Origin of the sequence: Microbacterium sp. LWO12-1.2 (genome assembly GCF_040675875.1) — a bacterium.
GTDB lineage: Bacteria > Actinomycetota > Actinomycetes > Actinomycetales > Microbacteriaceae > Microbacterium.
Map to the genome: position 1 here is coordinate 2086910 of NZ_JBEGII010000001.1, position 26954 is coordinate 2113863.

Genomic DNA, 26954 nt, shown 5'->3' on the forward strand with positions numbered 1-26954 from the left:
CCGCGTCTGCCCGGATGTCGGCGACCGCGGCTACGCTGACGGCATGTGCGCGAGCTATGGACTCGATCCCCGTTTCTCCGATGCGGAGCTCCTCGCCGCGGCCGATGAGTCCGTGCTCGAGGGGCTTCGTCTGTGGGCGCAGGAGAATGCGGGCGAGACCGTGCGTCCCACCGGCAAGAACCTGCGCAATCTGAACCCGATCGTGGTGCAGCCCGACGACGCGCCGACGCTCGAGCCGGCCTGGTGGGGGTTCCTGGTCGGAGGGGAACCGGCGAAGTTCCCCTCGATCAACACCCGTTCCGAGCGTCTGCAGGAGCGACCGGGCAGTCTGCGCTCCCGCGCTCTCGTTCCCGCCACCAGCTGGTACGAGATGCAGAAGCCGTCTCGCCAGTGGCACCAGTTCCTCGTCGACGACGGAGCACTGTTCGGCATGGCGGCCATCACGCAGCGCGGCAAGACCAGCGACGGCACCTGGTTCACCTGCTATTCGATCGTCATGCGACCCGCGCCCGCGCATCTCGCCGGTGTCCACGACCGCATGCCGGTGCTCATCCCCACCGCATTCGCCCAGGAGTGGCTGACCGCTGAGGGAACCCGCGACGTGATCGACGACGCCCTCCTCGCCGCCGCGAGCCTCGATGATCGCGTCGCCGCGGTACCCCGGGGCGACGACAAGAACGCGGATCGGCTGTTCTGACGCATGAACTCGAAAGAACTGACCTCGGCGGCGGCGGCGCGCGCCGAGGAGCTGCCAGGCTCCGAACGTGAGAACCCGTTCGGCCCGGAGTGGGACGTCTACAAGGTGCGCGGTCGCGTGTTCCTGCTGCTGCCGATCGACGGCACCGGTCGCGTCACGCTCAAGTCGCACCCCGACGACGCGGTCGCGCTGCGCGAGACGTTCGCCGACATCGTCCCCGGCTATCACATGAACAAGAAGCACTGGATCACGCTCACCCCCGGCCCCTCACTCGAAGAGGGCCTGGTCACCGAGCTCGTCACCGAGTCGTACCTGCTGGTGGTCGAGAAGCTCCCGCGGGCCCAGCGCCCCGTCGATCCCGCGCTGTTCGGTCAGCGGGAGGACTGAGCCCGGCATCGGACAGGCGACGAGCGACGTCTGCCGACCGCTCAGATCCAGCCCTTGTCCCGCGCCGCTCGCGCCGCCTGCGCACGGTTCTCGGTCGCGGTCTTGCCGATCGCCGACGACAGATGGTTGCGCACCGTCCCCGCCGACAGGAAGACCTCCGCCGCGATCCGGGAGATCGAGCGCCCGTCGGCTGACAGCCGGAGCACCTGCTGCTCCCGCTCGCTCAAGGGATTCGCACCTTCGAAGAGCGACGCCTCGGCGAGTGCAGGATCGACCACGCGCAGCCCCTGGTGCACACGGCGCACGGCATGCGCGAGATCGGTGGCGGGGGTGTCCTTGGCGATGAAGCCGCTCGCGCCCGCATCCAAGGCCTGCCGCAGGTATCCCGGCCGGGCGAACGTCGTCACGACGAGCACCCGGGTCTCGGGGCTCACCTCGCGCACGAGACGCGTCGCGGCGATCCCGTCGACTCCGGGCATCTGGATGTCCATGAGACAGACATCGGGGCGCTCCTCGCGTGCGCGTTCCGCGGCCTGCGCACCGTCACCGGCCTCGGCGACGACCGTGAGATCGCGCTCGAGTTCGAGCAGCGCGCCCATGGCACCGCGCACCAGCGCCTGATCATCGACGAGCAGCAGCCGGATCGGATCCGTCACCAGGTCACACTGACTCTCGTGCCGCCATTCGACGTATCCTCCACGACCAGAACGGCACCCGCCGCGGCTGCCCGCTCCGACATCCCTCGGAGGCCGCTGCCTGCCGGCCCCCGCACACCGCGCCCGTCGTCTTCGATCGCGACCTCGCCCGGCACCATCGTGATGCGCACATGCTGAGCGCTGGCATGCCGCAGGATGTTCGTGGTCGACTCCCGCACGATCCACCCGGCAGGTAGCGACTGTGCAGGCGACAGCGCCGTCGGGTCGCCCTCGATCCTCACCCGGAGACCGGCCGATTCCAGGGCGACGGTGCTCGCCTGGATCTGCTCCGACAGCGCGGCTGCTCGGATGCCGGTCACGGTGCTGCGCACTCCGGCGATCGCCTCGCCCGTGAGGTGCACGATCTGTGCGAGCTCGGCCTTCGCTCGCTCCGGGTCGTCATCGACCAGTCGCTCGGCGAGTTCCGCCTTCAGCTTCACAGCGGTGAGCGTGTGCCCGAGCAGGTCGTGGACATCGCGGGCGATCGACGCGCGCTCGTCGCTGGTGGCGAGTTCCATGCGCACCTTGTCCGCGTCGACCGAACGACTGATGAGCCACGTGTTCACCGTGTTGACGACGGCGATCAGCACCACCACGATCAACAGTTGGAGATGCCCCTCCAGGCGCCCGCTGAACAGGGCGACGCCGGCGGCCAGCGCGATGCCGCTGATGGTGGTCACCCAATGCCACATCCCGCGCAGCCCGTAGCTGGCGTATGACATCAGGTACGGAAGGAAGCTGAGCGCCTGCGTCTCGATCGCCGGGATCGTCGCGATGGCGCACGCGATCTGCACCCAGAACAGCGTGCGGACCAGAGGGGGCGGCTTCCCCCAGGACGAACGCATCCCGACCACGAACCCGATGACGTAGACGACCGCGAACGAGATCAGAGCCGTCCAGCCGAGCACTACCCACCCGAGCGCGGCATCCGACCGCAGCAGCGACAGCACCGGGTACACCAGGAAGACCATCCACACGACGGCCATCAGCCATCCCCAGCGCTCCCAGGGGCCCGTGTGCTCGTCGGCCTCCGGCCGCTCGGTCGTCATCCGTTCAGCCTAACGACGCCGACGTGAGCGCATCACGCCGAGGCGGACGAGAGCGGCGAACAGGATCGCCCAGACGACGACGTTCAAGAGCACGGCCCAGAGCGGATCCGCACCGCCGGCGACGAGCGTCCCGTCCGTGGCCGGCCATCGCACGAGGGCGACGTAGCCGTACATCGGAGTCCACTTCGCGATGTCGAGCATCACGCCGTCGAGCGGGATGAAGACGTTGCCGAAGAATCCGAAGAACGTGATCGAGATCGACGCGAGCGCGGCAGCGGAATCCGAGTTGAAGGCCAGCCCGACGCCGAGGCCGAACAGGCCGAAGACGAGGCCGAGCCCGAGCGTGATACCGGCGGCGGCGAACCAGCGCCAGGCGTCCTCCGCCTCGGCACCGGTGGCGATCCCCGCCACGTAGACGAACACCACGGCGAGCGCAGCGAACGACACCGCCGCGAGCACCTTGGTCACCGCATACCCCAGGGTCGTGAGCGGCGTGAGGGCGAGCTGCCTCCCCCATCCCTGGCCGACCTCGGACGCGGCGAGAGAGCAGAGCGAGCTCATCGCGGTCGCGGTGCCGAACGCCCCCATCGAGACCATGACGTAGAACGAGACGTTCGCGTGACCGACGCTCTGCGTCGCGTACGACATGCTCGCCCCGAACAGCAGGTACATGGCCACCGGCATCGCGAGAGTGAACGCGAGCGTGTAGGGGTTGCGGATCTGGCGCACGAGCTCCGTACGGTACAGCGCCGGGGCGACGAGCGTAGTCATGACTGGTCCTCCGTGAGTGAGGTGAAAGCGGATTCGAGGGTCGGAGCGACGATCTCCAGATCGGTCGCGCCGAGAGACAGGAGCCGTCCGGCGAGCACATCGGAGGCCGCGGTGCGCACCGTGAGCCGGTCGGCATCTGCCGATACCTCTCCGACCGCAGGATCCGCGCGGAGTTCGCCGATGAGCACGGCGATGTCCGCGGGAGGCATCGTCGCCGACACGGTGCGTCCGCCGAGCGAGGCGCGCAGACGAGCGGTGGCACCATCGGCCACCACTCGCCCGTGGTTCATCACGACCGTGCGCCTGGCGAACTGCTCCGCCTCCTCGAGGTAATGCGTGGCGAAGAGGATCGTGCGACCGGCGTCGGCATCTGCGCGCATCGCCTCCCAGAATCGGCGGCGTGCCGTGACGTCCATCCCCGCCGTCGGCTCATCGAGCACGAGCACGTCGGGGTCCGGCAGCAGGGCGAGCGCGAACTTCACGCGCTGCTTCTCGCCGCCCGAGCACTTCCCGACCCGGCGGCGAGCGATCGCACCGAGGTCGGCGCGCTCGATCACCTCGGCGATCCGACCGCTCGCACCGTGCAGCCCCGCCACGACCGACACGGTCTCGCGCACCGTGAGGTCGGAGAGCAGACCGCCCGTCTGGAGCACGGCGGCCAGTCGCCCGGCGGCGACCGCATGACGCGGATCCGTTCCCAGCACCCGTGCGGTTCCCTCATCGGGTTCGGAGAGGCCGAGCAGCACGTCGATCGTGGTCGTCTTTCCCGCGCCGTTCGGGCCGAGCAGCGCGACGACCTCTCCCCGATCGATACGCAGGTCGACCCGGTCGACGGCGACGACGCGATTACCGCCATGCCCGAACCTGCGGACGATGCCGGTCAGTTCGACGGCGGGGGCTCCGGTCTGTGGACGGTCGTTGGCGACGACGGCGGGTTGACTCATGCGTCCAGCCAACCCTGAGCTCACGACCGGCGCCGGAGGCGGATGTCACACCCTCGGGATGACATCCGTCATGTCCCCCGCCGCGGTCGTCGTGGTCCGTCGGCAGGATGACGTCGCGGCCAACGGAACGGTACCTCAGGAGGACGCGGAGAAACCACCCTGCTCCGTAGCGTGGTTCACATGATCACAGCAGAGGGCCTCACGAAGAGGTTTGGAGACAAGACAGCCGTCCAGGACGTGTCGTTCACGATCCAGCCGGGAACCGTCACCGGATTCCTCGGACCGAACGGCGCCGGGAAGTCCACCACGATGCGGATGATCGTCGGGCTCGACCGGCCGACGTCGGGCCGCGCGACCATCGCTGGCCAGGAGTACCGCAAGCTGCGCGCGCCGCTCAGCGAGGTCGGCGTGCTGCTCGACGCCAAGGCCGTGCACACCGGTCGCACCGCCCGCAACCACCTGCGCGCCATGGCAGCGACCCACGGCATCCCGGCGTCCCGCGTCGACGAGGTCATCGATCTCGCAGGGATCAGCTCGGTGGCACGCAAACGCGCGGGCAAGTTCTCGCTCGGCATGGGCCAGCGCCTCGGGATCGCCTCGGCACTGCTCGGCGACCCGCACACGCTGATCCTCGACGAGCCGGTCAACGGCCTCGACCCTGAGGGCGTGCGCTGGGTGCGCCAGTTCGTGCGCCACGCCGCCTCGGAGGGTCGCACGGTGCTGCTCTCCAGCCATCTCATGAGCGAGATGGCGCAGACCGCCGATCACGTGATCGTGATGGGCCGCGGCCAGGTGCTGGCGGATGCCCCTCTCGACGAACTCGTGCGGGCGTGGACCCGAAACACCGTGCGGGTGCGCACTCCCCGCGCTGCCGACCTCGCTGCGGCCGTCGGAGGCCCCGAGGTCGAGATCGTGAGCGCCGCCCCCGATCTCCTCGACATCGTGGGCCTGCCGGCCGCTCGCATCGGTGACCTCGCCGCCGACCGCGGCATCCCGCTGCACGAACTCACCCCGACCACCGGTTCCCTCGAAGACGCGTATCTCGCGCTCACGGGCGACTCCGTCGAGTACCGGACCAAGGAGATCTCATGACCACCCAGGCCCCGCCTCTCACGCGCGCCCGCGTCGACTCTTCGCAGCGCCTCACGTTCATCCGCGCCGTGCGCAGCGAGTGGATCAAGCTCGCCACCGTCCGTTCCACCTGGTGGTCGATCGGCATCACCGCTCTGCTGACGATCGGCATCGCGGTGCTCATCGCCCAGGCGGTCGACATGCCCGGGTTCGAGCCGATCCAGGCGGTCGTCTCCCCGATCCAGTTCACGATGCTCCTCGCCGGCATCCTCGGCGCGATCGCCGTCACCGGTGAGTACTCGACCGGCATGATCCGTTCCACGCTCGCCGCCGACCCGGTGCGCGGTTCCGTTCTCACAGCCAAGGCGCTCGTGCTGGCCGTGTTCATGTTCGTCTCGTCTCTGGTGATCTTCTTCAGTGCCGCACTCGCGGTGTCGCTGGTGGTCGCCGGGCGCGATCAGAGCATCGACTGGTCCGATCCCGCCGCTTCCTTCCTCCCGATCATCGTGGCGTCGTTCACGATGGCCGTCTTCGCCATCATCGGCGTCGCATTCGGTTTCATCCTGCGCTCCGGCGCGGGAGCGATCGCGGCGACAGTCGGCCTGTTGTTCGTGCTGCCGATCATGACCAACTTCTTCTCCTTCGCCGGGGAGAGCTGGAAGTGGGTCGTCGAAATGGCCTCCTACCTGCCGTCCTCCGCCGCGCAGAGCATCATCCTGCCCAGCGATGGCGGGGTCATCGATGGGCCCACCGGTTACCTCACGCTCGGATGCTGGGCTGTGGGCACCCTGCTCGCGGCGTGGGCCGTGCTGCGCACGCGCGACGCGTAAAGTCAGCCAGGTGAGCAGAACGCGAAGCCGCAGCACCTCGGTCCGTGAGGACGAGGAGCTGCGGCTTCCGCGTCCCCCCGGGGTGCTACGACGCTTCTGGGCACGGCATCCACGCGTCGCGGACGTGCTGATCGCACTCTTGTGCCTGCTGCTGTCGCTCACTCCCGCGATGCGGATCAACCCTGGGCTTCCCGCAGCGTTCTCTATGCTCATGGCCGTGCTGCTGCCCGCCGCCGTGGTCGGCGCGTGCGTGACGCTGTTCTGGCGGCGGCGCGCACCGCTCGTTCCCTTCGTGGCCTCCTTCGCGGTCGAGGCCGCGTTCCTCTTCATCGACATGCCGGTCGGCACGCCGCTCGTCCTCGCCACCTGCTACGCCCTCGCCGTATACCGATCGACCGCGTTCGCGTGGAAGGGCTTCGCGATCGCGCTGGCCGCGCTGACCGTGTTCGCCGGGCTCCTCACCCTGACCGGCGTCATCAGCCTGCAGATCGCCGCCAACTCGGTTGTCAGCTCGCTCGCGCTGGGCCTGATCGGCACCCTGATCGGCGTCAACATCGGCGGGCGTAAACGGTACCTGGCCGCTGTGATCGACCGCTCCCGACAGTTGCTGGTCGAGCGGGACCAGCAGGCGCAGCTCGCGGCAGCCGCCGAGCGCGCACGCATCGCCAGGGAGATGCACGACATAGTGTCGCACTCCCTCACGGTGATCGTCGCCCTGTCCGAAGGCGCCGCCGCCACCTCCGACCCGGCGCAAGCGCGCGCCGCATCGACCGCGGCCGCCGAGACCGCGCGCAGTGCCCTCACGGAGATGCGATCCATGCTCGGCGTGCTCCGCGCCGACGACGACTCGCTCCCGCTCACCCCTCTGGAGGCGCCATCGCCTCACGAGACCGTCGCGACCGCGCAGCGTGCGGGCTACCCGGTATCGCTCACGGTGACGGGGACCGCGGATCTCCCGCTGGCCGTCACCCATGCCGTCTCGAGGATCGTGCAGGAGGGTGTGACGAACGCGATGCGCCATGCGCCCGCGCTCACCACCATCGTCGTCCGGCTCGTCTATGACACCGGCGGCGTGACCGTGGAAGTGACCAACGACGGGGCGTCCGCGACGACGGAGACCCCCGGGTTCGGTCTGCGCGGACTCTCGGAGCGCGTCGCGCACGTGAACGGGAGGATCACCTCCGGGCCGTCCGAGGGCGGACACTGGGTGCTCCATGCCGAGATCCCGACCGAAGAGAAGATGGACAGATGATGACGACCGAACCGATACGAGTACTCCTCGTGGACGACCAACAGCTCATCCGCCTGGGCTTCCGCATGGTCCTCGAAGCGGAGGACGACATCGTCGTGATCGGCGAGGCGTCGGACGGCCGTGAGGCCATCGCCCAAGCCGCAGCTCTACACCCCGACCTGGTGCTGATGGACATCCGGATGCCGGGGCTGGACGGCATCGCCGCCACCGAGTCGATCGTGCGCGAGCATCCGCAGACCCGCGTGCTGGTCCTGACGACCTTCGACCTGGACGAGTACGCCTTCGGAGCGATCCGCGCCGGAGCCAGCGGCTTCCTGTTGAAAGACGTGCAGCGCCACGAGATGATCTCCGCACTGCGCGCCGTGCATCGGGGCGACGCGGCGCTGTCGCCTCGGATCACGCGCATGCTGCTGGAGCATGTGACACCGTCGCTGCCATCCTCGGAACCACCCGCTCACCCCGATCTCGCGGCGGAGCTGACCGATCGCGAACGCGACGTGTTCCTGGCGATCGGTCGAGGCCTCACGAACTCCGAGATCGCGCAGAGCCTGTTCGTGAGCGAGTCGACCGTGAAGACCCACGTGGGCAGGGTGCTCGCGAAGCTCGGCGCACGCGACCGCATCCACGCCGTGATCCTCGCGCACCGCCTGGGCTACACCTCCGATGGGGAGCCGTTGCCGTCGGAGGCCTAGTCGGTCACCGAAGTCCTCGACCCGCGGTCATCCGTTCGCGCCCGCGCGCCGCCGTCGATTAGCCTGCATCAGCACGCTGCAATGACCGGAGGGGGCCACAGTGACGAGCCAGGACCAGGAGAACCGTGACGCCGCGGTGGGAGATTCGGCAGCGGACGGAACGGCGAAGAGATGAGCTACCAGCGACCGGGTACTGCGCAGGGAACGAGCGGTCTGTCCATCGCGTCCCTCTTCCTGGCGGTGCTGATACCGCTGGTGGGCTTCGTGCTCGGACTCGTGGCGCGGGCGCAGGCGAAGCGCGCCGGCAGTCCGACGGCGATCGCCACCGTCGCCGTGGTCGTCGGTGCCATCCTCAGCGTGATCTGGTCGATCTGCATCGCACTGATCGTGTGGGGAGGCGTGACGCTCTTCACTCAGGAGGCTCCCTCCGGCGAGGCTGTCGAGATTCCCGTGCCGGACTCCGCGAAGTCCGTCGTGCTGGAGGTGACCGCCGAGGACGACCTGGACGCCGAGACCCTCGCCGCGGCGCGGACACTGGTGGAACGCCATGCGACGCAGGCGGGCATGAACGTCCTGGCGGTCACCGAGTCGGACGGGAACTCGCTCCTCGTCTCGTTCGATGAGGACACCGCGGACGCGCTCATCACACAGTTCGGGCAGTCCCTCTCGTCGCCACCCGCGAACGGGTTCTCGCAGGTCTTCGCGGTCGTGCCCGCAAGCGGCGGACAGGTCGACGGTTCCGAGGAGTCGTCACCGACCTGCGCGGATCTGCCGTTCGGCAGCACCCAGTGGAACGACCTCACAGTGGTGTGCGATGACGCCGACACGGCGCAGTACCTCTTCGACGAGGGACCGCGGGTGCCGGGCTCCGCCATCGCCGAGATCACGGTCTCGGGCGACATCGTGGCTGTCACCCTCAGCCCGGATGCGGCGGCGGAGTTCGAGGAGTGGACGGGGCAGCTCGCCGCAGAAGCGGATGGGGGCCGGATCGCCATCGTGGACGCGAACGGTGTGCTGAGCGCACCGGTCGTGCAGGCCGCCATCGCCGGGGGCGAGTTCCAGATCTCCGGAGGAGGTCCGGATTTCGATGTCCAGGAGACCGCAGACCGACTCCGGGTGCTCAGCGCCGGTGTGACATTCAGCGTGGCGGGCGCGAAGGTGGGCTGAGCCCCGCCGCCAAGGGAAACGGGCTGAGCCCGGCGTGATGCCGCAGCCCAACCCGCTCGTGCTCAGTCCTGAGCGGGGGTCCACTCCGAGACGCGGTTCAGCACCTGCACCTCTTCGGCCGTCAGCTCGAGCCGTGCGCCGGCGAGCAGATCCGGCACCTGCTCCACGGTGCGCGCGCTCGCGATCGGTGCGGCGACGGTGGGCTGCGCGCGAAGCCAGGCCAGCGACGTCGCGGCGATCGAGGCGCCGTGGGCCTCTCCGATCTCCTCCAGCGTGTCGATGATGCGGAGTCCGGCGTCCGTCGCGTACTTCGCGGCGCCCTGCGCGCGGGGCGAAGACTGCCCCTCGGCGTCCGTGGAGCGGTACTTGCCCGTCAGGAAGCCGCTCGCCAACGAGTAGTAAGGAACGAGCCCGAGACCGAACTCCTCCGCGACGGGGATGATCGTCTCCTCGACCTCGTTGCGGTGCACGAGGTTGTAGTGCGGCTGCACGGCGATCGGCAGCGCCACCCCGGTCCGCCGTGCGATCTCGATCCACTCGCGGATGCGCGCGGCCGAATAGTTCGACACGGCGACGTGGCGCACGAGCCCGTCGGCAACGAGCTGTCCGAACGCCGCGACGGTCTCTTCGAGCGGAACCGCCTCGTCGTCGAAGTGCGCGTAGTACAGGTCGATCGCGTCGACGCCCAGGCGTCCGAGCGAGGCCTCCGCAGCCTTGCGCACGTTCGCGCCGGCGAGCCCGCGGAACTCCGGGTGCTGGCTCACCTTGGTCGCGACGACGACGTTCTGGGGCTTGCGCGAGGCCAGCCACTCCCCGATGATCGTCTCGCTCTCGCCACCGGAGTTCCCCGGCACCCACGCACTGTACGAGTCGGCGGTGTCGACGAAATCGCCTCCTCCTGCCACGAAGGCGTCGAGGACGGCGAAGGAGGTGTCGCGGTCGGCCGTCCAACCGAACACGTTGCCGCCGAGCGAGAGCGGGAAGACGTCAAGATCACTGGTTCCGATACGAGTCATGATCGTGACAACGGGGAGCCGCGAGGCAGCATTCCCCGATGACCGCATGTTGCAGGAGATCCCTAGAGCTTCCAGAGCGAGAGCATCTGCCAACCCTCAGGCACCTTGGCCTCGAGCGCGGCCATGTCGTCGGCCTGGATCTCGGTGACCCCGTCGCGCCGCGCGAACTTGCCCTCGACGATGCGGATGCCGCCGGGCTTCATCTCGACGTGGGCGGAGACCATGTCCCACCCCTCGGGGACCTGGGCCATGAGCTCGGCGCGGAGTTCCGGGATCTCGATCCCCTCGACGGTCGCCGTTCGAGATTCAACAGGACGGATCAGAGCAGCGAGCATGACCCCAGCCTAGGAGGGTTCTTCCGCTGACGGGGCCACTGACGGGTGAGCCTGTCATGGCGGTGACGTGAGTGCCGACTACAGGACTCGAACCTGCAACCCCCGTATTACAAGTACGGTGCGCTACCAATTGCGCCAAGTCGGCGGGTGCCACCAGCTTAGCGATGGTGGCGGGACTGCTCGAATCCCCTACTTCGCGGGAGTCTCGGTCGGCGTGGCTGTGGGCGCAGGGGTCGGCGTGGCCGTCTCCTGGTAGTACGCGTCGCTGGCGACCGTGAGCACGAACTGCGAGAACTCGGACGGGTCGTCGAGCGCTCCGACGTAGGCCTCACCGTTCGCGACGATCATCGGCGCAGACGTGAGAACGAGGTCGTCGGAACCGGCGAGCGGTCCATCGAGTGCACGGGTCGTGGCTTCCTTGGCCCAGGTCACGAAGTCCGCATCCTCGATGCAGGAACGCACGGCCTTGGTGTTGTCCACACCGACGGCTCCGGCGACATCCGCCAGCTCGACGTCCGAGAGGCCGTCGCTGCCGACCTTGGGCTGGTCGTCGAGGAGGTCGTGGTTGAACGCGTAGAACTGGTCCGGCGAGTGGGTCGCGACGCACGCGGCGGCAGCGGCGGCCCGCAGGGAGTACTTGGTGCCGTTGGAGCTGGCGGTGAGCAGCGCGACCGGGTGGTAGCTGACGGTCACGGCGCCCTCGGTGATCCAGTTCGCGAGCTGGCGCGCGTTCGCACGCTCGAATTCGCCGGCATCCGGTGACAGGTAGTCCACGTAGATGTGGATGTCGACGCGCTCGGAGGCGGTGGGCTCCGGCGACGGGGTCTCTTCCGCACCGGCGTCCGTGGGATCCGGAGTCGGCGTCGCGAGCGTGTCGCCCGTCGCGGCGCTGGGAACGAGGTTGGTGACGATCACGCCGTCGCCGTCCATGCCGGTGGGCGAGAGCTGGGGCTTGGACACCTGGGCCGAGACCGCGAGGGTCACAGCCGTGCCGATGGCGCCCACGGCGACCACAGCGATCGCCCCGATGATGATCCGTCGCATGAGACGCGCCCTCGACTGCTGGGCGTGCACCTGCTGTGCCTTCTCCCGCACGGCCTCGCGCGAATTGCGAGGCGTGGGGACGTTCGGCGTTTCGTCGCTCGACATCGTTCCTCTTGAGTCTCAGGGGGGCAGGGTGGCCCCGACCATCGCTGCGACGACGATCGCCGCATCAAGCGGCCGTGTTCGATGTTAACCAGTGAGGCTGAGAAATACCCAGGTGCCGCTGTTCGTGTCATACTGATTCCGACCCAGAGTCGGGTCACGGCGGGTCAATCCGCCGCTTCCATCACAACGGATCGTCCGGCACGTACCTGCCGGTGAAGGAGAAACACCATGGCATCTGTCACTTTCGATGACGCCACTCGTCTGTACCCCGGCGGAACCCGCCCGGCCGTCGACAAGCTGAACCTCGAGGTCGGAGATGGCGAGTTCCTCGTCCTCGTCGGTCCCTCCGGTTGCGGTAAGTCCACGTCGCTCCGCATGCTCGCCGGTCTCGAAGAGGTCAACGCCGGACGCATCCTCATCGGTGATCGCGACGTCACCGACGTTCCCCCGAAGGATCGCGACATCGCGATGGTCTTCCAGAACTACGCGCTCTACCCGCACATGACCGTCGCCGAGAACATGGGCTTCGCACTCAAGATCGCCGGTGTCGGCAAGGAGGAGCGCGCCGCTCGCGTTCTCGAGGCAGCAAAGCTCCTCGACCTCGAGCCCTACCTGACCCGCAAGCCGAAGGCCCTCTCGGGTGGTCAGCGTCAGCGTGTCGCCATGGGCCGCGCGATCGTGCGTCAGCCGCAGGTGTTCCTCATGGACGAGCCGCTGTCGAACCTCGACGCCAAGCTCCGCGTCCAGACCCGTACGCAGATCGCATCGCTGCAGCGTCGTCTCGGCGTCACCACGGTCTACGTGACCCACGACCAGACCGAGGCTCTGACCATGGGTGACCGCATCGCGGTGCTCAAGGACGGTCTGCTCCAGCAGGTCGGCTCCCCGCGCGACCTGTACGAGAAGCCGAACAACGTGTTCGTCGCCGGCTTCATCGGTTCGCCCGCCATGAACCTGTTCCCCGCTGACCTCACCGATGGCGGCGTGCAGTTCGGCACCGAGGTCGTCCCGCTCGACCGCGACACGGTCGGCCGCGCCAACGGCAGCCAGGTCACGGTCGGCGTGCGCCCCGAGGACATCACGGTCGGACCGGCCGACGGCAAGGGCCTCGCGGTCGTCGTCGACCTCGTCGAGGAGCTCGGCGCCGACGGTTACCTCTACGGTCACACCGAGGTCAACGGCAAGCGCAGCGACATCGTCGCCCGCGTCGACGGCCGCAGCCACCCGAACGCCGGCGAGACGGTCACGCTCGCCGCGAACCCGGGCCACGTGCACGCGTTCGACATCGAGTCCGGTGCGCGCCTGAACGACAAGCCGGTCGTCTCCGCCTGATCGGCACCACAGACGCGGCGCAGGCTGACTTCGGTCACCTGCGCCGCGTCTCTTTTTCGCCCACTCACTCTCCGGGAGCACCATGCAGGATTCGCTGCGGATCACCGCCAGCAAGATCGACCCCGGGCTGCTCTCCCTCCCCTGGTCAACGACGCTCGCGAAGTGGCCTTCCGAGCACATCGTGTCGCTCCCCAAGGGTCTCTCCCGCCATCTCGTGCGGTTCGCCGATCTCTCCGGTCGCGTGATCGCCGTGAAGGAGACCACCGCCGAGATGGCTCAGCGCGAGTACGACATGCTCGGAAACCTCGCCCGCCTCGACGTGCCCTGTGTGGACCGGGTCGCGGTGATCGCCGGACGCACGGACGCCGATGGCGAAGCCCTCCCCGCTGCTCTGGTCACGGCGCACCTGCGCTTCTCGATGCCCTACCGCGCCCTGTTCACCCGCGTGCTGCGCCCCGACACCGCCAACCGGCTCGTCGACGCCCTCGCCCTGCTGCTGGTGCGGCTGCACAACGTCGGCTTCTACTGGGGCGACGTGTCGCTGTCGAACACGCTGTTCCGTCGTGATGCGGGCGCTTTCGCCGCCTACCTGGTGGACGCCGAGACCGGGGAACTGCACGAGGAGGGGCTGACCGACGGCCAGCGCGCCTACGATCTCGACCTCGCCCGCACGAACATCGCCGGAGAGATCATGGACCTCGCCGCGGGTGGACGACTGGAGCATGGTGTCGACGCGATCGCGATCGCCGACGGCATCGTCTCGTCGTACCGCTCCCTGTGGGCAGAGCTCACCGCCCAGGAGTCGTTCTCGTCGGCCGAGACCTGGCGGATCACCGAGCGAGTGGAGCGGCTCAACGCCCTCGGTTTCGACATCGACGAGATGTCGATGTCGACCACCGCAGACGGCACGGTCGTCGAGATCCAGCCCAAGGTCGTGGACGCCGGACATCACCAGCGACGCCTCATCCGCCTGACGGGACTGGATGTCGAGGAGAACCAGGCACGGCGGCTGCTGAACGATCTCGACGAGTTCCGCGCGCGCTCCACCAAGCAGTGGGCCGACGAGGAGATGTACGCCCACGAGTGGCTGACGCGCGTGTTCGAGCCGGTCGTCCGCGCCATCCCCTACGAGCTGCGCGCGAAGCTGGAGCCGGCCGAGGTGTTCCACCAGGTGCTGGAGCACCGCTGGTACCTGTCACAGGCCCACGGGCGCTCCGTGCCGCTCGCAGAAGTGCTCACGAGCTACATCAACGAGGTCCTGCGCCACCGCCGCGATGAAGCGACCATCATGGGACCGCCGACCGAGACCATGAGCCTTCCCGTGATCACCGGGGCGACGCCGGTCGCCGACGACGACGAAGAGATCGACTGGCGCGACCTCGTCTGAGCCCTTCGACAGGCCCAGAAACCCCGCGGGTCAGTAGCCGACGGTGAAACGCTCGCGGTGGTGGTTGCCCTGCTCGATCTCGTCGACGACCGCGACCGCGAAGTCCGCGCCCGAGATGTACGACTTGCCCTCGTCGTCACGCACGAGCACGTCGCCTCCGTCGCGATAGTGCCCTGTGCGCTCTCCCTCGGCCCACGGACCGAACACCTCGGCCGGGTGCACGAAGAACCAGTCGAGACCGGTATCCGTGCCCTCGAGCAGAGCGAGCGAGTCGATTCCGACCTGCGCCTCGTGCTTGTACTCCTCGGGGAAGTTCTGATCGAACAGCCGAGGGCCGCCCGGGGCGACGAGACTGCCGCCGGCGCCGCCGATCACGCCGAGGCGCGTCTCGGTGCCGGTGAGCCGGGCAGCGAGGTTGCCCAGCGCCTCCAGCACGCTGTTCTCCATGTCACCACGGGGCGACATCGCGGAGACGACAGCATCCGCACCCTCGAACGCCGGCGCGAGGGAGTCGAGATCCAGCGCCGAGCCCTGCAGATAGGCGGCCCCGGCGACCGGATCCTTCGGTTCGGAGCGAGAGAGGGCGATCACCCCATGGCCACGCGACACCGCCTCGGAGACGATGTGACGACCGGCGTAGCCGGTTCCTCCGAGGACGACGATGCGAGCCATGCGGTTCTCCCCTGTTCAGACGTGCAGTAGTTCAGACGTGTGCGCGTTACTTCGCGGCGCGGAGCGTCGCGACCTGGTACAACGCGACGGAGGTCGCGATACCGGCGTTGAGCGACTCGGTGGCCGCGGAGATCGGGATCGAGACGATCTGGTCGCAGGTCTCAGCGACCAGACGGGACAGTCCCTTGCCCTCAGAGCCCACCACGATCACGACCGGTCGATCGGCCAGCTGGAGCGCGGGCAGCGAGACATCGCCGTCGCCGTCGAGGCCGAGCACGAAGACACCTTGCTTCTTGAACTCCTTGAGCTGCGTGGTGAGGTTGGTCGCGAGGGCCACGGGCGTGCGCGCGACGGCTCCGGCGCTGGTCTTCCACGCGGCGGAGTTCACTCCGGCCGAACGACGCTGCGGCAGGATGATGCCGTGCCCGCCGAACGCCGCGGTGGAGCGGATGATCGCGCCGAGGTTGCGAGGGTCGGTGATGCCGTCGAGTGCCACGAACAGCGGCACCTGGCCGCGGTCGATGACCTGCTCGAGCAGGTCCTGCGGGTGCGCGTACTCGTACGGCGGCACCTTGATCGCGACACCCTGGTGCACGCCGTCGAATCCGGCCATGCGGTCGAGTTCCGGACGAGTGACCTCCATCACGGGGATACCGCGATGCGTGGCGATCGAGAGCATCTCCTTCACGCGGTCATCCATCTCGACGCGCTGCGCGATGTAGAACGCCGTCGCCGGGATCTTCGCGCGCAGGGCTTCGAGCACCGAGTTACGACCGGTGACGTTCTCGGTGTCATCTCCCGCCTTGGCCTTCGGAGCACGGTTCCCGCCGCCGCCGGAGCCCGGCCTGCTGCCACCGGGGCGGCCTTTGCCGCCCGTCGCGGCGGCATAGCGCTCGGCCGCAGCCTTGCGCTTGCCTGCAGGGTGCCAGGCGCGGTCCTCCGCCTTCGGGGTCGGGCCGCGGCCTTCGAGCGCCTTGCGTCCGAGTCCGCCGGTGCCCTTGGTAGGGCCCTTCTTCTTGCCGTTGCTTGCGCCGGGGCGCCCTGGCTTAACCATCAATACTCCAATGAGTTCCGTCTGCGGTGTCTTCGAGGACGATGCCGGCCGCCGCGATGGCATCGCGGATCCGATCGGCGGTCGTCCAGTCCTTGTCGGCTCGCGCTTGCGCGCGCTGGCCGATCATCGTCTGGACGAGAGCGTCCAGGGTCCTGTGTTCGGCGAGATCTCCGCCGCTGCTCATGAGCGCATCGAGGCCGAGAACACGCACCATCGCGTCCACCTCGACGAACGCGGCCCATGCCTGTTCCTGATCACCGGCGTCGATCGCCGAGTTGCCACGACGCACGGTCTCGTGCACGACGGCGAGCGCCTGCGGCACGCCGAGATCGTCATCCATCGCGGTGGCGAAGGCCTCAGGGACCACGCCGATCCCCTGCTCCTCCGGCGCGCCGGGAAGGGATCGGCGCACGCGCGCGATGAACGTGCCGATGCGGCCGAGTGCGGCATCCGCCTCGTCCCACGACGACGCGGTCAGGTCGAGGCTGGAGCGGTAGTGCGCGGCCGCGAGGGCGTAGCGGACCACGAGGGGGTCGCGCTCGGAGAGCACGTCGGCGGCGAGGGTGAAGTTGCCGAGCGACTTCGACATCTTCTGCCCGTCCACCGTCACGAGGCCGTTGTGCACCCAGTACTGGGCGAATCCGTCGCCGGCGGCGGTCGACTGTGCGAGTTCGTTCTCATGGTGCGGGAAGCGCAGATCGAGCCCTCCCCCGTGGATGTCGAACTCGTTGCCGAGGTAGCGCTTCGCCATCGCCGAGCACTCGATGTGCCAGCCGGGGCGACCGGCGCCCCACGGAGACGACCAGGTGGCGTCGGCCGGCTCGTCGGCCTTCGCGCCCTTCCAGAGGGCGAAGTCCTGCGGGTTCCGCTTGCCTCGAGGATCCGCGTCTTCTGCCGCTTCCATGGCGTCGACCGACTGGTGCGTGAGCGCGCCGTACTCGCTCCACGAGCGGACGTCGAAGTAGACGTCGCCCGATCCGTCGGCGGCGGGATACGCGTGGCCGCGCTCGATGAGTGCGCCGATCAGCTCCTGCATCTGCGGGATCGATGCCGTCGCACGGGGTTCGTAGGTCGGCGAGAGGATCCCGATGGCGGCATACGCCGCGGTGAACTCCTGCTCGATCCGGTACGCCAGCGCCCACCACGGCTCGGTCGCGGTGGCGTTCGCGAGCACCTTGTCATCGATGTCGGTCACGTTGCGCACGAAGGTGACGCGACCGTAGCGATACTCGAGCCAGCGGCGCAGCAGATCGAAGCTCAACGCCGCCCTGACATGTCCGATGTGCGGACCCGACTGCACGGTCGGACCGCAGACGTACATGGTGACGTTCTCGGGGTCGAGCGGCACGAAGTCGCGCAGTTGCTGCGCGCGGGTGTCGTGGAGGCGGAGTGTCACCGCTCAAGCTTACTGGGGGACGGCTGAGCAGCAGCCGTCAGGCGACGAATCACGGACCGTGTGACGTTTCACGGACCGATCGGGGGAAAAGTTCCGCGATTCGTCACACTCTCCGCGATCTGTCCGGCACCACCATGGCGATCGCCGTGACGGAGATCCCCTCGCCGCGTCCGGGGAAGCCGAGGCCGTCGGTGGTGGTGGCCGTCAGCGAGACCGGAGCTCCGCCGAGCGCCGCGGACAGCACCCGTTCCGCCTCGGCCCGTCGCGCGCTGAACCGCGGACGATTGCCCTGGAACTGCGCCGACACGTTGCCGATCACGAAGCCCGCCTCCGAGAGCAGCTGCCGGGTGCGCGCGAGGAACACCTCGGCGTGGGCTCCTGCGTACTCCGGATGTGCGGTGCCGAAGTGCTGGCCGATGTCGCCGAGTCCTGCAGCGCCCAGCAGAGCATCGACGATCGCGTGCGCGACGGCATCGCCGTCGGAGTGTCCGGAGAGCGGCGGCTCCCCCGGCCATTCGAGGCCGGCCAGCCAGAGGTTCCCCTCACCGCCGAACGCATGCACGTCGGTGCCGATACCGACCCGCGGCAGTCCGACGCGCGCGTGATGGGTTGGAGCGGAGTGCACCTCGCCTGCCTCCGCCAGCAGGTGGCGGGCACGCTCGAGGTCGGAGGGGGTCGTGATCTTGAACGCGCGAGCAGAGCCCTCGATGTGACGTACGACGTGACCGGCGGCAGCGAACAGGGCCGCATCATCGGTGTACTCGACGCCGGATGCCAGGGCCGACGCGTACGCGGATTCGAGGAGCGCCCGTGGGAACCCCTGCGGAGTCTGCGCCGCAGCGAGCTCGGACCGATCGACGGCACCGGCCACGGCGCCGCCCTCGACCCGCTTCAGCGTGTCGACCACGGGGAGCACGGGGATGACGCCGACTGCGGCGGCGACAGCCTCGGCGACCGCGTCGATCTGCGACGGTGGTGTGAGTGCGCGTGCCGCATCGTGCACGAGGACCGTGGTGACGTCTCCCCACAGCGCGGCGAGTCCCGCCGAGACGGACTGCTGACGAGTCGCTCCGCCGGTCACGACGCGCACGAGGTCGCTGCGATCGCCGGCGGCCTCGCGTGCTTCCGTCTCGGCATCGCCTTCGAAGCCGGCGGGGGCGACGACGATCACCTGGGCCGGAGCAGCGGCGAAGACGCCGTCGAGGGCGTGCCGCAGTATCGAACGGCTGTCGATGCCGACGAGGGCCTTGGGTGCACCGGCATCCAGGCGGGTGCCGGAGCCTGCGGCGACGACGATGATCGCGGTGTCCGGGACGGGGAGCATGGTCACAGACTCACGCTACCGTCTCGCAGACACGACGAAGGGGCGGATGCGAGCTGCATCCGCCCCTTCGTCACGACCCGTCATTCATCACGACATGAGGCCGAAAACAGATTCAGGACGCGAGAACCTCGTCGAGCAGAGCGCCCGCCTTGTCCTCGTCGGTCTTCTCAGCGAGCGCGAGCTCGGAGATCAGGATCTGGCGCGCCTTGGCCAGCATCCGCTTCTCACCTGCAGAAAGACCGCGGTCCTGATCACGACGCCACAGGTCGCGGACGACCTCGCTGACCTTGATGACATCGCCGGAGGCGAGCTTCTCAAGGTTCGCCTTGTAACGACGAGACCAGTTGGTGGGCTCCTCCGTGAACGGCGCGCGCAGCACCTCGAACACGTGGTCGAGGCCCTCCTTGCCGATCACGTCGCGAACGCCGACCAGGTCGACATTCTCAGCAGGGACCTCGATGATCAGATCACCCTGGGTGACGTTGAGCTTCAGGTACTTCTTCGCCTCACCCTTGATGATGCGCTCCTTGACCTCAATGATGGTCGCGGCGCCATGGTGCGGATAGACGACTGTTTCGCCAACCTCAAAAAGCATAAAAACGTGTCCTTTCGGCAACCTCAAGGATACCACAGGCAAGATGCGCTAAGGTTCGCGCCCCCACGTCTCCGATGCGTCACGCGCATACCCGTAGAATGGATGCCGATACCCCGTCGGACCTCAGGAGGACCCGTGAAATCGCGCCTTGTTGCGTCTGCCGCCATCAGCGCCCTCGTTCTTCTCGGCGCGACCGGTTGCACCTTCATCACGCCGCAGTCGACCAAGGTCGAGTACTCCGGATCGGACGGCGTCAACATCTCGGATGAGAACGGCCCCCTCGCGGTGCGCAACGCGTTCATCGTCGCGAACGAGGACGGTTCGGTCGGCAACTTCATCGGCGCTGTCGTCAACCCCACCCAGGAGAAGGCGACCTTGACCATCGCCGTCGAGGGGAACGACTTCACCGTCACCGTCCCTGCAGGCGACCGTGTGAGCTTCGGCGCAGACGCCGAACCCCTGCGCATCGTCGACCTGAACGCGAAGCCCGGCGCCACGGTCGAGATGCACTTCCAGTCGGGCGACTCCCTCGGGGTCAAGACTCAGGTGCCCGTGCTCGACGGCGCACTGCCCTACTACGCCGATCTGGTCCCCTCCGGAGACTGATCCGCACCACGACGAACGGCTGAGGCCGGGCATCCCCTCGGGTGCCCGGCCTCAGCCGTTCGTGTCACAGAGTTCAGCCCTCGAACCGGTATCCCAGCCCGCGCACGGTCACGAGCATCACCGGCTCTCCCGGGTTCTCCTCGATCCGCGAGCGGATGCGCTTGATGTGCACGTCGAGCGTCTTGGTGTCACCGAAGTAGTCACTGCCCCAGACCCGGTCGATCAGCTGACCGCGTGTCAGCACACGGCCCGAGTTACGCATCAGCACCTCGAGGAGCTCGAATTCCTTCAGCGGCATGTTGATCACCGATCCGGCGACCGAGACCGTGTGGCGATCGATGTCGAGCGACACTCGTCCGCCGTCCAGCACCCGCTCGTCGAGCTCGCTGTCGGCCTGCACGACCCGTCGTAGCACAGCCCGCATCCGGGCGAGCAGCTCACGTGACGAGTAGGGCTTGGTGATGTAGTCGTCGGCGCCCAGCTCGAGCCCCACGACGATGTCGACCTCGGAGTCCTTGGCCGTGAGCATGATGATCGGCACGGCGGAGGTCGAGCGGATCTGCCGGCACACCTCGGTACCGGGCATCCCCGGCAGCATCAGGTCGAGGAGCACGATGTCGGCTCCGCGCTCGCGGAACGCCGTGAGCGCCCCCGGCCCGTCCTCGGCGATCTCCACCTCGTACCCCTCACGGCGCAGCAGATACGCCAGCGGGTCGGCGAGATCGGGCTCGTCTTCGACGAGAAGGATGCGGGTCATGCTTTTTCTCCGTTTCGCACGCGCGCACCAGCGGACTTCTCCGCCTTGCGCGCGCGTTTCTTCTTTCGCTTCTTGCCCGTGTCTTCGATCAACGGGGCATCGATCTGCGGGAGGCGGACCGTGAAGGTGGATCCGCGGCCGGGCCGCGACCAGAGCCGCACCTCGCCGCCGTGGCGCTGGGTGGCGTGCTTGACGATCGAGAGGCCGAGCCCGGTACCACCCGTGCGACGCGATCGCGCCTCATCGGCCCGGTAGAACCGCTCGAAGATGCGCTCGCGATCGGACTCGGAGATCCCGATGCCCTGATCGGAGACCGCGATCTCGACCACACCGCCGTCCACTCTCACGCCGACGCCGACACGCGAGCCGCGCGGAGAGTAGACGATCGCGTTCGCGATGAGGTTGCCGATGGCTTCGATCAGGATCTGCGCGTCGCCGCGCACCCAGGCTCCGCGGTCCCCGCCGCGCGTCAGGTCGACGCCGGCCGAGTCGGCCTGCACGACGTGAGCCTCGATGGATGCCGCGATGACCTCGTCGATCGACACGGGATCGACGTCCGTCAGCCCGTCGTCGGCCTGGAGTCGCGACAGGCTCATGATGCGTCCGGTGAGCTGGCCGAGGCGCCCGGCCTCCGCAGAGATACGGGCAGCGAAGATCCGCACCTGGGCAGGATCGTCGGCGGCGGATTCGATGGCCTCAGCGAGGAGGCTCACCGCGCCGACCGGCGTCTTGAGCTCGTGGCTCGTGTTCGCGACGAAGTCACGGCGCATCTGATCGAGGCGCTCCTGCTCGGTGATGTCGCGGATGATGACGAGCGCCATCCGCGCACCGATCACGCTCGCGCGCGCCGAGACCAGGCGGGGATCGAGGCTGAGCCCGCCCCTTGTGATGCGCAGCGTCTCGGTCTTCGTGCCGCCCACCGCTCTGACGCTGCGCACCAGCTGACGAAGTTCGGGGTTGTCGAGCGTCGCCCCGACCTCGATGCCGAAACGCGTCGCCGCGTGCGATCCGGCCAGCACGAGCCCGGAGGAATCCACGACACAGGCGGCATCGTCCATGCTGTCCAGCACGTCGGTCATACCGCCGGGGACGACCGTCGACGTCTCCAGTTCGACCTTCGCCCGTGCACGGTAGGCCCAGACGATCAGCAGCGAGAGCCCCACCCCGATCAGCACGCCGATGGCGAGTGCGATCAGCGCGATCTGCGGCAGGGTCATGAGTCCAGCGTAGAGTGCGTTCACCCGCGCTCCGGCGGGTTTCCCCGTCACCGCGGCCAGGAGAGAAGTACTATTCACGTGCTGGGCACCGTTCGTTAACCTTCGGAGCACACAATCGCATCGGGCCTGTGCGGGAGTACAGACCTGCTCTCGTGCGGACGACCCGCCGTCTCGCGCTGACACACAGTCGAGATTCGAATGAAAGGTTGCGCCCCAACATGCGCGAAGTCTTCCACCAGTCCCTCGAGGACCTGCAGAACCGTCTCGTGGAGATCGCCGACCTCGTCACGGTCTCGATCGACAAGGCCACCCGCGCCTTCGCCACGAGCGATGTCGCGCTGGCCGAAGAGGTGATCGCCGACGACGCGAAGATCGACGAGTTGGCTGTCGCACTCGACGAGCAGGCCATCGAGATCCTCGCCCGCCAGCAGCCGGTCGCCCGTGATCTGCGCATCGTCGTCAGCGCGCTGCGTGTGAGCGCGTCGCTCGAGCGCATGGGCGACATGTCCGAGCACATCGCGCAGCTCGCACGTCTCCGCTTCCCCGAGCGCGCCATCCCCAAGGGCCTCAAGAGCACCTTCAAGCGCATGGGCGAGCTGGACGTCGAGATCGCCCGCACGCTCAGCGAACTGCTGCGCACACAGGATCTGCGCCTTGCGGACGCCATCCGCAACTCCGATGACGACGTCGACGAGCTGCACGTGAACGTCTTCGACAAGGTGCTCAGCGACAACTGGAAGGGCGAGGCGACCGCAACCGTCGACGCGACCCTCGCCAGCCGCTACCACGAGCGGTTCGCCGACCACGCAGTCGCCGTCGCCAAGAAGGTCGTGTACCTCGCGACCGGCGACTGGCAGGTCGACGAGGAGGACATCGCCCTCGCCGTCGAGCAGCAGCAGGAGCTCGGGCACGCCTGACCGCTCCTCCGCTCACGCCGAGGCCCCCTCTGCGCAACGAAGCCCCTCCTGATCCGCGCGGATCAGGAGGGGCTTCGACGATGAGCGGGGGCGTCGGCGCTGGTTACTTCTTGCCCTGTGCGGCGACCGCAGCGGCGCCGGCAGCGGCGGCCTCGGGGTCGAGGTAGCGGCCGGGACCGGTGGGCACGTTGTTCTCGTCCAGCTCGTAGACGAGCGGGATGCCGGTGGGGATGTTCAGCTCGGCGATGTCGTCATCGCTGATGCCCTCGAGGTGCTTCACGAGGCCACGCAGCGAGTTGCCGTGAGCGGTGACGAGTACGGTCTTGCCGGCCTCGAGGTCGGGCACGATCGCGCTGTCCCAGTACGGAAGGAGACGGTCGATGACCAGCTTGAGGGACTCGGTGCGCGGCACCTCGCCGTCGATGTCGGCGTAGCGGACGTCGCCGACCTGGCTGAACTCGCTGTCGTCGTCGAGCAGGGGCGGCGGCACGTCGAACGAGCGGCGCCACAGCTGGAACTGCTCCGGGCCGAACTCCTCGAGCGTCTGTGCCTTGTCCTTGCCCTGCAGGGCGCCGTAGTGGCGCTCGTTCAGGCGCCACGAGCGCGTCACGGGGATCCACAGCCGGTCCGCCGCGTCGAGCGCGATGTTCGCGGTCTGGATCGCACGGCTGAGCAGCGAGGTGTGCAGCACGTCGGGCAGGATGCCGGCCTCGGCCAGCAGCTCGCCGCCACGACGGGCCTCGTCCCTGCCCTGCTCGTTGAGGCGGACATCCACCCAGCCGGTGAAGAGGTTCAGTTCGTTCCACTCGCTCCGGCCGTGGCGGAGCAGGATGAGGGTGCGCGTCGCAGTCATGCCGCCAGTTTATCCGGGGCGGTCCCCCGCTCGCTCGCGTGCTGGAAGGATTGACGCATGGCGTCATCTCCCCTGGGTCGTCCCACACGCGGCACGACCGGGACCAACCGGCTGCGGCGCAACGATCGGTGGATCGCCGCGAGCGAGGCATTCCGACGCGCCACCGACCCGTTGGTGATCGATCTCGGCTATGGCGCCAGCGGTGTCACCGCGTTCGAACTGGCCACCAGACTGCGCGCCGTCCGGCCCGATGCCGAGGTGCGTGGGCTCGAGATCGACCCGGCCCGCGTCGCCACGGCAACTGCACAGTTGGAGGAGGTGCGCGCCGGCCGCACGCCGTTCGCCCCCGACCTGCCCGTCTCGTTCGCACGCGGCGGGTTCGAGGTCCCGCTGCCGGCCGGTCGTCAGGCGGCCGTCATCCGCGCAATGAACGTGCTGCGCCAGTACGACGAAGCGGATGTGGCCGGCGCCTGGCGGACGGTCGCGGCACGTCTGGCACCGAGCGGCCTGCTCATCGAAGGCACCTGCGACGAGATCGGCCGGGTCTCGAGCTGGGTCGATGTGCGACCGGACGGCAGCCCTGTGCGCTTCACGCTGTCCCTGCGTCTCGCCGAGCTCGAACAGCCGAGCATCGTCGCCGAACGCCTGCCCAAGGCGCTGATCCATCGCAACGTCGCCGGAGAGCGCGTCCACGCACTGCTCGTCGACCTCGACCGCGAATGGGACCGCGCGGCGTCACTGTCGACGTTCGGAGCGACGCAGCGGTTCCTCGCCACGGTGACAGCGCTGCGCGCACAGGGATGGCCGATCCTCGGTGGCCGCACACGATGGCGCCTGGGCGAGCTCACGCTGCCCTGGGACGCGGTGGCCCCTCTCCCCTGACGGAGCGGAACCGCTCAGCGGCCGCCGCTCGTGCTGCGAGGGTCGGGCGCAGCGGGGCGCCGCGAGAGCCGGGTGAGCCGCGGGATGTCGGCGGTGGCGCCGGCGTCGGCGGGCACGATGACCTGTTGAGCCGCCGCGATGTCGATGCCGTCCGCCCGCACGGTCAGGTCACCCACCGGTGTGCGGCGCGACAGGATCGCCAGCGCGATCGGACCGTCTTCGTGGTGACGCGCCGCTGACGTGATGTGTCCGACCTCGTCATCGCCCGCGAACACCGGCGATCCGGCCGGCGGCAGCACCGCGTCGCTGCCGTCGAGCTGCAGAGCGGCGAGTCGGCGAGGAGGATGGCCGAGGTTGTGCACCTTGGCGACCGTCTCCTGCCCCCGGTAGCAGCCCTTGTTCAGGTGCACCGCACTGCGGAGCCAGTCGGATTCGTGCGGCAACGACCGCTCATCGACCTCGGCGGCCCACCGTGGACGCCAGGCCGCGATGCGCAGCGCTTCGGCGGCGAGCAGCCCGGCCGCTGCATCTGGTTCGAGCGAGTCCGCGAGCGCGGCTGCGGCGTCGTCCGTGAGGATGCCGACGCGCCAGGCGAGTGCGGCTCCCGGATGTTCGGAGATCTCGGCGTACTGATGGCCGCCGGCTGTGACGTGCTGCCACGGATCGGCCCAGATGAGCGGCACGCCGTTCGATGCGAGCGCGGCCGCCACGACGGTCGCCGCCGCCGACGCTCCGTCGACGAACCCGATCAGTGCGAGATCGGTGCGCCGTTCGACCGTCGCCTGCGTGCGGAACTTCATGCGCGTCAACCAGGCGGCCAGTGCGTCGGCGTCCCCGGCGTCGGCGATCAACCAGGTCGATGATCCGTCGTCCACCACTCCGGCGGCATGCTCCACCCGGCCCTGGGGATCGAGAACGAGAAGCTCAGTGCTCTCACCTGGGGTGAGGCGGCCCACCGATTGCGAGGTGATGGAGTCGAGCCAGCTCAACCGCTCCGGGCCGGCGACCTCGATCACCGCGCGGTCGTCGAGCGGCGCGATCGCCGTGCCGGCGGCGAGGCGGCGCTGCTCGCGGAACGGATCTCCGAAGTGCGAGATGCCCGCGTCGTCCGAGACAGCGCCGGGAATGCCGGAGAAGACGCTCATGTCAGACCTTGGCCAGGCGTGCCGACGCGTGCGAGCGCAGAGGGGTTCCCAGTGCGGCGATGTCCCACGCCCACAAAAGATGACCGTCGACGAGACCGTAGAGCCGGGTGGCGGCGCCGTAGTCCTTCCCGCCGGCACCGCGCACGATCGCATCGGAGGCCATGTCGATGCGCGGCCCCTTGATCTCACCCAGGTACAGCTCCAGCATCCCGTCGGAATGCGCGAGCGAGACCTCGATGGGGAAGGCGCCGTTGTCGCCACGCAGTTCCTCGACATCGTCGACCGTGCGAGGAGCCGCGACGGCCTGCGGTGGAAGCAATGCGGGCCCCGCGTCGCTGTCGTCCGCGGGACGAGAGAGACGCCAGAACCCGATCTCGGAGACCAGAGGCAGCGACTGCTCGCCGTCATCGCGGAGGAGCGTGGCGGTGCTGGAGTAGTTCAGGAAAGGACCACCGTCATGGCTGAAGCTCACGCGATGTGCGAACTCACCCTGCAACCGCTCGTCGCCGACGGGGAAGTCGATGACGCCGGTTCCCTCCCACACGCCGATCAGCCACGAGAGCGGGGCGAGGTCCGCGGGGAGGTCGGTCGGCAGCTCGAGCACGATGCGATCAGCGCTGGCCGCGGAAGAGGTTGCGCAGAACCACGGCTGAGACGAAGACGATCGCGAGGCTCGCCAGGCCCAACAGGCCGATGAAGAAGAATTCGAGCGCGATGAGGTCCATGACCTCCACATTACCGCTCTCCGGCGATGATGTCAGC

At 68.5% G+C, this 26954-nt stretch carries 29 protein-coding genes and 1 tRNA gene; 12 read left to right on the forward strand and 18 right to left on the reverse strand.

Going from position 1 to position 26954, the window contains the following annotated elements; genetic code table 11:
- The first annotated feature begins 43 nt into the window (after nucleotides 1-43).
- Nucleotides 44-697, forward strand: coding sequence for an SOS response-associated peptidase family protein (locus MRBLWO12_RS09970; protein ID WP_363555033.1), 654 nt, complete (start codon nucleotides 44-46; stop codon nucleotides 695-697).
- A gap of 3 nt (nucleotides 698-700) precedes the next feature.
- Entirely contained in the window at nucleotides 701-1084 is a 384-nt protein-coding gene (locus MRBLWO12_RS09975) for an MmcQ/YjbR family DNA-binding protein (RefSeq protein ID WP_363555035.1), read from the forward strand.
- Between the two features lie 41 nt (nucleotides 1085-1125).
- Here the strand turns inward: MRBLWO12_RS09975 and MRBLWO12_RS09980 are convergent, their stop codons facing one another.
- Genes MRBLWO12_RS09980 through MRBLWO12_RS09995 form a run of 4 tightly spaced genes read right to left on the reverse strand, consistent with a single transcriptional unit; the run spans nucleotide 1126 to nucleotide 4543 of the window.
- On the reverse strand, nucleotides 1126-1740 hold the full coding sequence (locus MRBLWO12_RS09980; protein ID WP_363555037.1) for a response regulator transcription factor: 615 nt from the start codon (nucleotides 1738-1740) through the stop codon (nucleotides 1126-1128).
- Nucleotides 1737-2828 carry a sensor histidine kinase gene (locus tag MRBLWO12_RS09985; RefSeq protein ID WP_363555039.1) on the reverse strand — a complete coding sequence of 364 codons (1092 nt, stop codon included), beginning with the start codon at nucleotides 2826-2828 and terminating at the stop codon, nucleotides 1737-1739. Before MRBLWO12_RS09985 ends, MRBLWO12_RS09980 begins: the two co-directional genes overlap by 4 nt.
- 9 nt (nucleotides 2829-2837) lie before the next feature.
- Nucleotides 2838-3599: an ABC transporter permease gene (locus tag MRBLWO12_RS09990; protein WP_363555041.1), complete on the reverse strand. Its 762-nt coding sequence runs from the start codon at nucleotides 3597-3599 to the stop codon at nucleotides 2838-2840.
- Nucleotides 3596-4543, reverse strand: coding sequence for an ABC transporter ATP-binding protein (locus MRBLWO12_RS09995; RefSeq protein ID WP_363555043.1), 948 nt, complete (start codon nucleotides 4541-4543; stop codon nucleotides 3596-3598). The genes MRBLWO12_RS09990 and MRBLWO12_RS09995 overlap by 4 nt, the downstream gene beginning before the upstream one ends.
- Before the next feature lie 180 nt (nucleotides 4544-4723).
- Here MRBLWO12_RS09995 and MRBLWO12_RS10000 point away from each other — a divergent pair, with 180 nt between their 5' ends.
- From MRBLWO12_RS10000 to MRBLWO12_RS10020, 5 genes are all read left to right on the forward strand, one after another.
- Nucleotides 4724-5635 carry an ABC transporter ATP-binding protein gene (locus tag MRBLWO12_RS10000; protein WP_363555045.1) on the forward strand — a complete coding sequence of 304 codons (912 nt, stop codon included), beginning with the start codon at nucleotides 4724-4726 and terminating at the stop codon, nucleotides 5633-5635.
- Nucleotides 5632-6444 (forward strand): ABC transporter permease subunit, encoded by an 813-nt coding sequence (locus MRBLWO12_RS10005; protein WP_363555047.1) that lies wholly within the window; start codon nucleotides 5632-5634, stop codon nucleotides 6442-6444. The genes MRBLWO12_RS10000 and MRBLWO12_RS10005 overlap by 4 nt, the downstream gene beginning before the upstream one ends.
- Nucleotides 6445-6454: 10 nt before the next feature.
- A complete protein-coding gene (locus MRBLWO12_RS10010) occupies nucleotides 6455-7696 on the forward strand; it encodes a histidine kinase (RefSeq protein ID WP_363555049.1) in 1242 nt (413 codons plus the stop codon).
- On the forward strand, nucleotides 7696-8388 hold the full coding sequence (locus MRBLWO12_RS10015; RefSeq protein ID WP_363558585.1) for a response regulator transcription factor: 693 nt from the start codon (nucleotides 7696-7698) through the stop codon (nucleotides 8386-8388). Before MRBLWO12_RS10010 ends, MRBLWO12_RS10015 begins: the two co-directional genes overlap by 1 nt.
- A 171-nt stretch (nucleotides 8389-8559) precedes the next feature.
- The gene (locus tag MRBLWO12_RS10020) at nucleotides 8560-9555 is read left to right on the forward strand and encodes a SecDF P1 head subdomain-containing protein (RefSeq protein WP_363555051.1); all 996 of its coding nucleotides are present in this window, start codon (nucleotides 8560-8562) and stop codon (nucleotides 9553-9555) included.
- A 62-nt stretch (nucleotides 9556-9617) separates the two neighbouring features.
- On the opposite strand, the gene MRBLWO12_RS10025 is transcribed toward MRBLWO12_RS10020, so the two are convergent.
- The 4 genes from MRBLWO12_RS10025 to MRBLWO12_RS10040 form a co-directional block, all read right to left on the reverse strand.
- Nucleotides 9618-10571, reverse strand: a complete 954-nt coding sequence (locus MRBLWO12_RS10025) for an aldo/keto reductase (RefSeq protein ID WP_363555053.1) — start codon at nucleotides 10569-10571, stop codon at nucleotides 9618-9620.
- A gap of 62 nt (nucleotides 10572-10633) precedes the next feature.
- Nucleotides 10634-10906, reverse strand: coding sequence for a hypothetical protein (locus MRBLWO12_RS10030; RefSeq protein ID WP_363555055.1), 273 nt, complete (start codon nucleotides 10904-10906; stop codon nucleotides 10634-10636).
- 72 nt (nucleotides 10907-10978) lie between these two features.
- Nucleotides 10979-11051 (reverse strand) — tRNA-Thr (locus MRBLWO12_RS10035).
- Between the two features lie 44 nt (nucleotides 11052-11095).
- A complete protein-coding gene (locus MRBLWO12_RS10040; RefSeq protein ID WP_363555057.1) occupies nucleotides 11096-12055 on the reverse strand; it encodes a DsbA family protein in 960 nt (319 codons plus the stop codon).
- 228 nt (nucleotides 12056-12283) lie between these two features.
- On the opposite strand from MRBLWO12_RS10040, the gene MRBLWO12_RS10045 reads away from it, so the two are divergent.
- Together MRBLWO12_RS10045 and MRBLWO12_RS10050 are read left to right on the forward strand one after the other, a co-directional pair.
- Nucleotides 12284-13387, forward strand: a complete 1104-nt coding sequence (locus tag MRBLWO12_RS10045; protein ID WP_363555059.1) for an ABC transporter ATP-binding protein — start codon at nucleotides 12284-12286, stop codon at nucleotides 13385-13387.
- Nucleotides 13388-13469: 82 nt separating this feature from the next.
- Nucleotides 13470-14774, forward strand: coding sequence for a DUF4032 domain-containing protein (locus MRBLWO12_RS10050; RefSeq protein ID WP_363555061.1), 1305 nt, complete (start codon nucleotides 13470-13472; stop codon nucleotides 14772-14774).
- A gap of 30 nt (nucleotides 14775-14804) precedes the next feature.
- Here the strand turns inward: MRBLWO12_RS10050 and MRBLWO12_RS10055 are convergent, their stop codons facing one another.
- The 5 genes from MRBLWO12_RS10055 to MRBLWO12_RS10075 form a co-directional block, all read right to left on the reverse strand.
- Nucleotides 14805-15446 carry an NAD(P)-dependent oxidoreductase gene (locus MRBLWO12_RS10055; RefSeq protein WP_363555063.1) on the reverse strand — a complete coding sequence of 214 codons (642 nt, stop codon included), beginning with the start codon at nucleotides 15444-15446 and terminating at the stop codon, nucleotides 14805-14807.
- 46 nt (nucleotides 15447-15492) lie between these two features.
- On the reverse strand, nucleotides 15493-16500 hold the full coding sequence (rlmB, locus tag MRBLWO12_RS10060; protein ID WP_363555065.1) for a 23S rRNA (guanosine(2251)-2'-O)-methyltransferase RlmB: 1008 nt from the start codon (nucleotides 16498-16500) through the stop codon (nucleotides 15493-15495).
- Nucleotides 16493-17896: a cysteine--tRNA ligase gene (gene cysS, locus MRBLWO12_RS10065; protein ID WP_363555067.1), complete on the reverse strand. Its 1404-nt coding sequence runs from the start codon at nucleotides 17894-17896 to the stop codon at nucleotides 16493-16495. The genes rlmB and cysS overlap by 8 nt, the downstream gene beginning before the upstream one ends.
- Nucleotides 17897-17999: 103 nt before the next feature.
- Entirely contained in the window at nucleotides 18000-19220 is a 1221-nt protein-coding gene (gene ispD, locus MRBLWO12_RS10070) for a 2-C-methyl-D-erythritol 4-phosphate cytidylyltransferase (protein ID WP_414685515.1), read from the reverse strand.
- Nucleotides 19221-19332: 112 nt separating this feature from the next.
- The gene (locus MRBLWO12_RS10075) at nucleotides 19333-19815 is read right to left on the reverse strand and encodes a CarD family transcriptional regulator (protein ID WP_017201416.1); all 483 of its coding nucleotides are present in this window, start codon (nucleotides 19813-19815) and stop codon (nucleotides 19333-19335) included.
- 135 nt (nucleotides 19816-19950) lie between these two features.
- Between MRBLWO12_RS10075 and MRBLWO12_RS10080 the strand changes: the two genes are divergently transcribed.
- Nucleotides 19951-20421: a DNA modification methylase gene (locus MRBLWO12_RS10080; protein ID WP_363555072.1), complete on the forward strand. Its 471-nt coding sequence runs from the start codon at nucleotides 19951-19953 to the stop codon at nucleotides 20419-20421.
- A gap of 73 nt (nucleotides 20422-20494) precedes the next feature.
- On the opposite strand, the gene MRBLWO12_RS10085 is transcribed toward MRBLWO12_RS10080, so the two are convergent.
- Complete coding sequence (locus tag MRBLWO12_RS10085) at nucleotides 20495-21178, reverse strand: response regulator transcription factor (RefSeq protein WP_363555074.1); 684 nt, start codon at nucleotides 21176-21178, stop codon at nucleotides 20495-20497.
- On the reverse strand, nucleotides 21175-22395 hold the full coding sequence (locus MRBLWO12_RS10090) for a sensor histidine kinase (RefSeq protein WP_363555076.1): 1221 nt from the start codon (nucleotides 22393-22395) through the stop codon (nucleotides 21175-21177). The genes MRBLWO12_RS10085 and MRBLWO12_RS10090 overlap by 4 nt, the downstream gene beginning before the upstream one ends.
- 218 nt (nucleotides 22396-22613) lie before the next feature.
- Between MRBLWO12_RS10090 and phoU the strand changes: the two genes are divergently transcribed.
- Nucleotides 22614-23312: a phosphate signaling complex protein PhoU gene (gene phoU / locus MRBLWO12_RS10095; protein WP_247630956.1), complete on the forward strand. Its 699-nt coding sequence runs from the start codon at nucleotides 22614-22616 to the stop codon at nucleotides 23310-23312.
- Between the two features lie 103 nt (nucleotides 23313-23415).
- Here phoU and MRBLWO12_RS10100 read toward each other — a convergent pair whose 3' ends face one another.
- Nucleotides 23416-24165, reverse strand: a complete 750-nt coding sequence (locus MRBLWO12_RS10100; protein WP_363555079.1) for a phosphoglyceromutase — start codon at nucleotides 24163-24165, stop codon at nucleotides 23416-23418.
- Between the two features lie 57 nt (nucleotides 24166-24222).
- On the opposite strand from MRBLWO12_RS10100, the gene MRBLWO12_RS10105 reads away from it, so the two are divergent.
- Nucleotides 24223-25047 carry a class I SAM-dependent methyltransferase gene (locus tag MRBLWO12_RS10105; protein ID WP_363555081.1) on the forward strand — a complete coding sequence of 275 codons (825 nt, stop codon included), beginning with the start codon at nucleotides 24223-24225 and terminating at the stop codon, nucleotides 25045-25047.
- A 14-nt stretch (nucleotides 25048-25061) separates the two neighbouring features.
- On the opposite strand, the gene MRBLWO12_RS10110 is transcribed toward MRBLWO12_RS10105, so the two are convergent.
- Both MRBLWO12_RS10110 and MRBLWO12_RS10115 read right to left on the reverse strand, forming a co-directional pair.
- The gene (locus MRBLWO12_RS10110; protein WP_363555083.1) at nucleotides 25062-26192 is read right to left on the reverse strand and encodes a YgfZ/GcvT domain-containing protein; all 1131 of its coding nucleotides are present in this window, start codon (nucleotides 26190-26192) and stop codon (nucleotides 25062-25064) included.
- Nucleotide 26193: 1 nt separating this feature from the next.
- Nucleotides 26194-26796: an FABP family protein gene (locus tag MRBLWO12_RS10115; protein ID WP_363555085.1), complete on the reverse strand. Its 603-nt coding sequence runs from the start codon at nucleotides 26794-26796 to the stop codon at nucleotides 26194-26196.
- Between the last annotated feature and the right edge of the window lie 158 nt (nucleotides 26797-26954).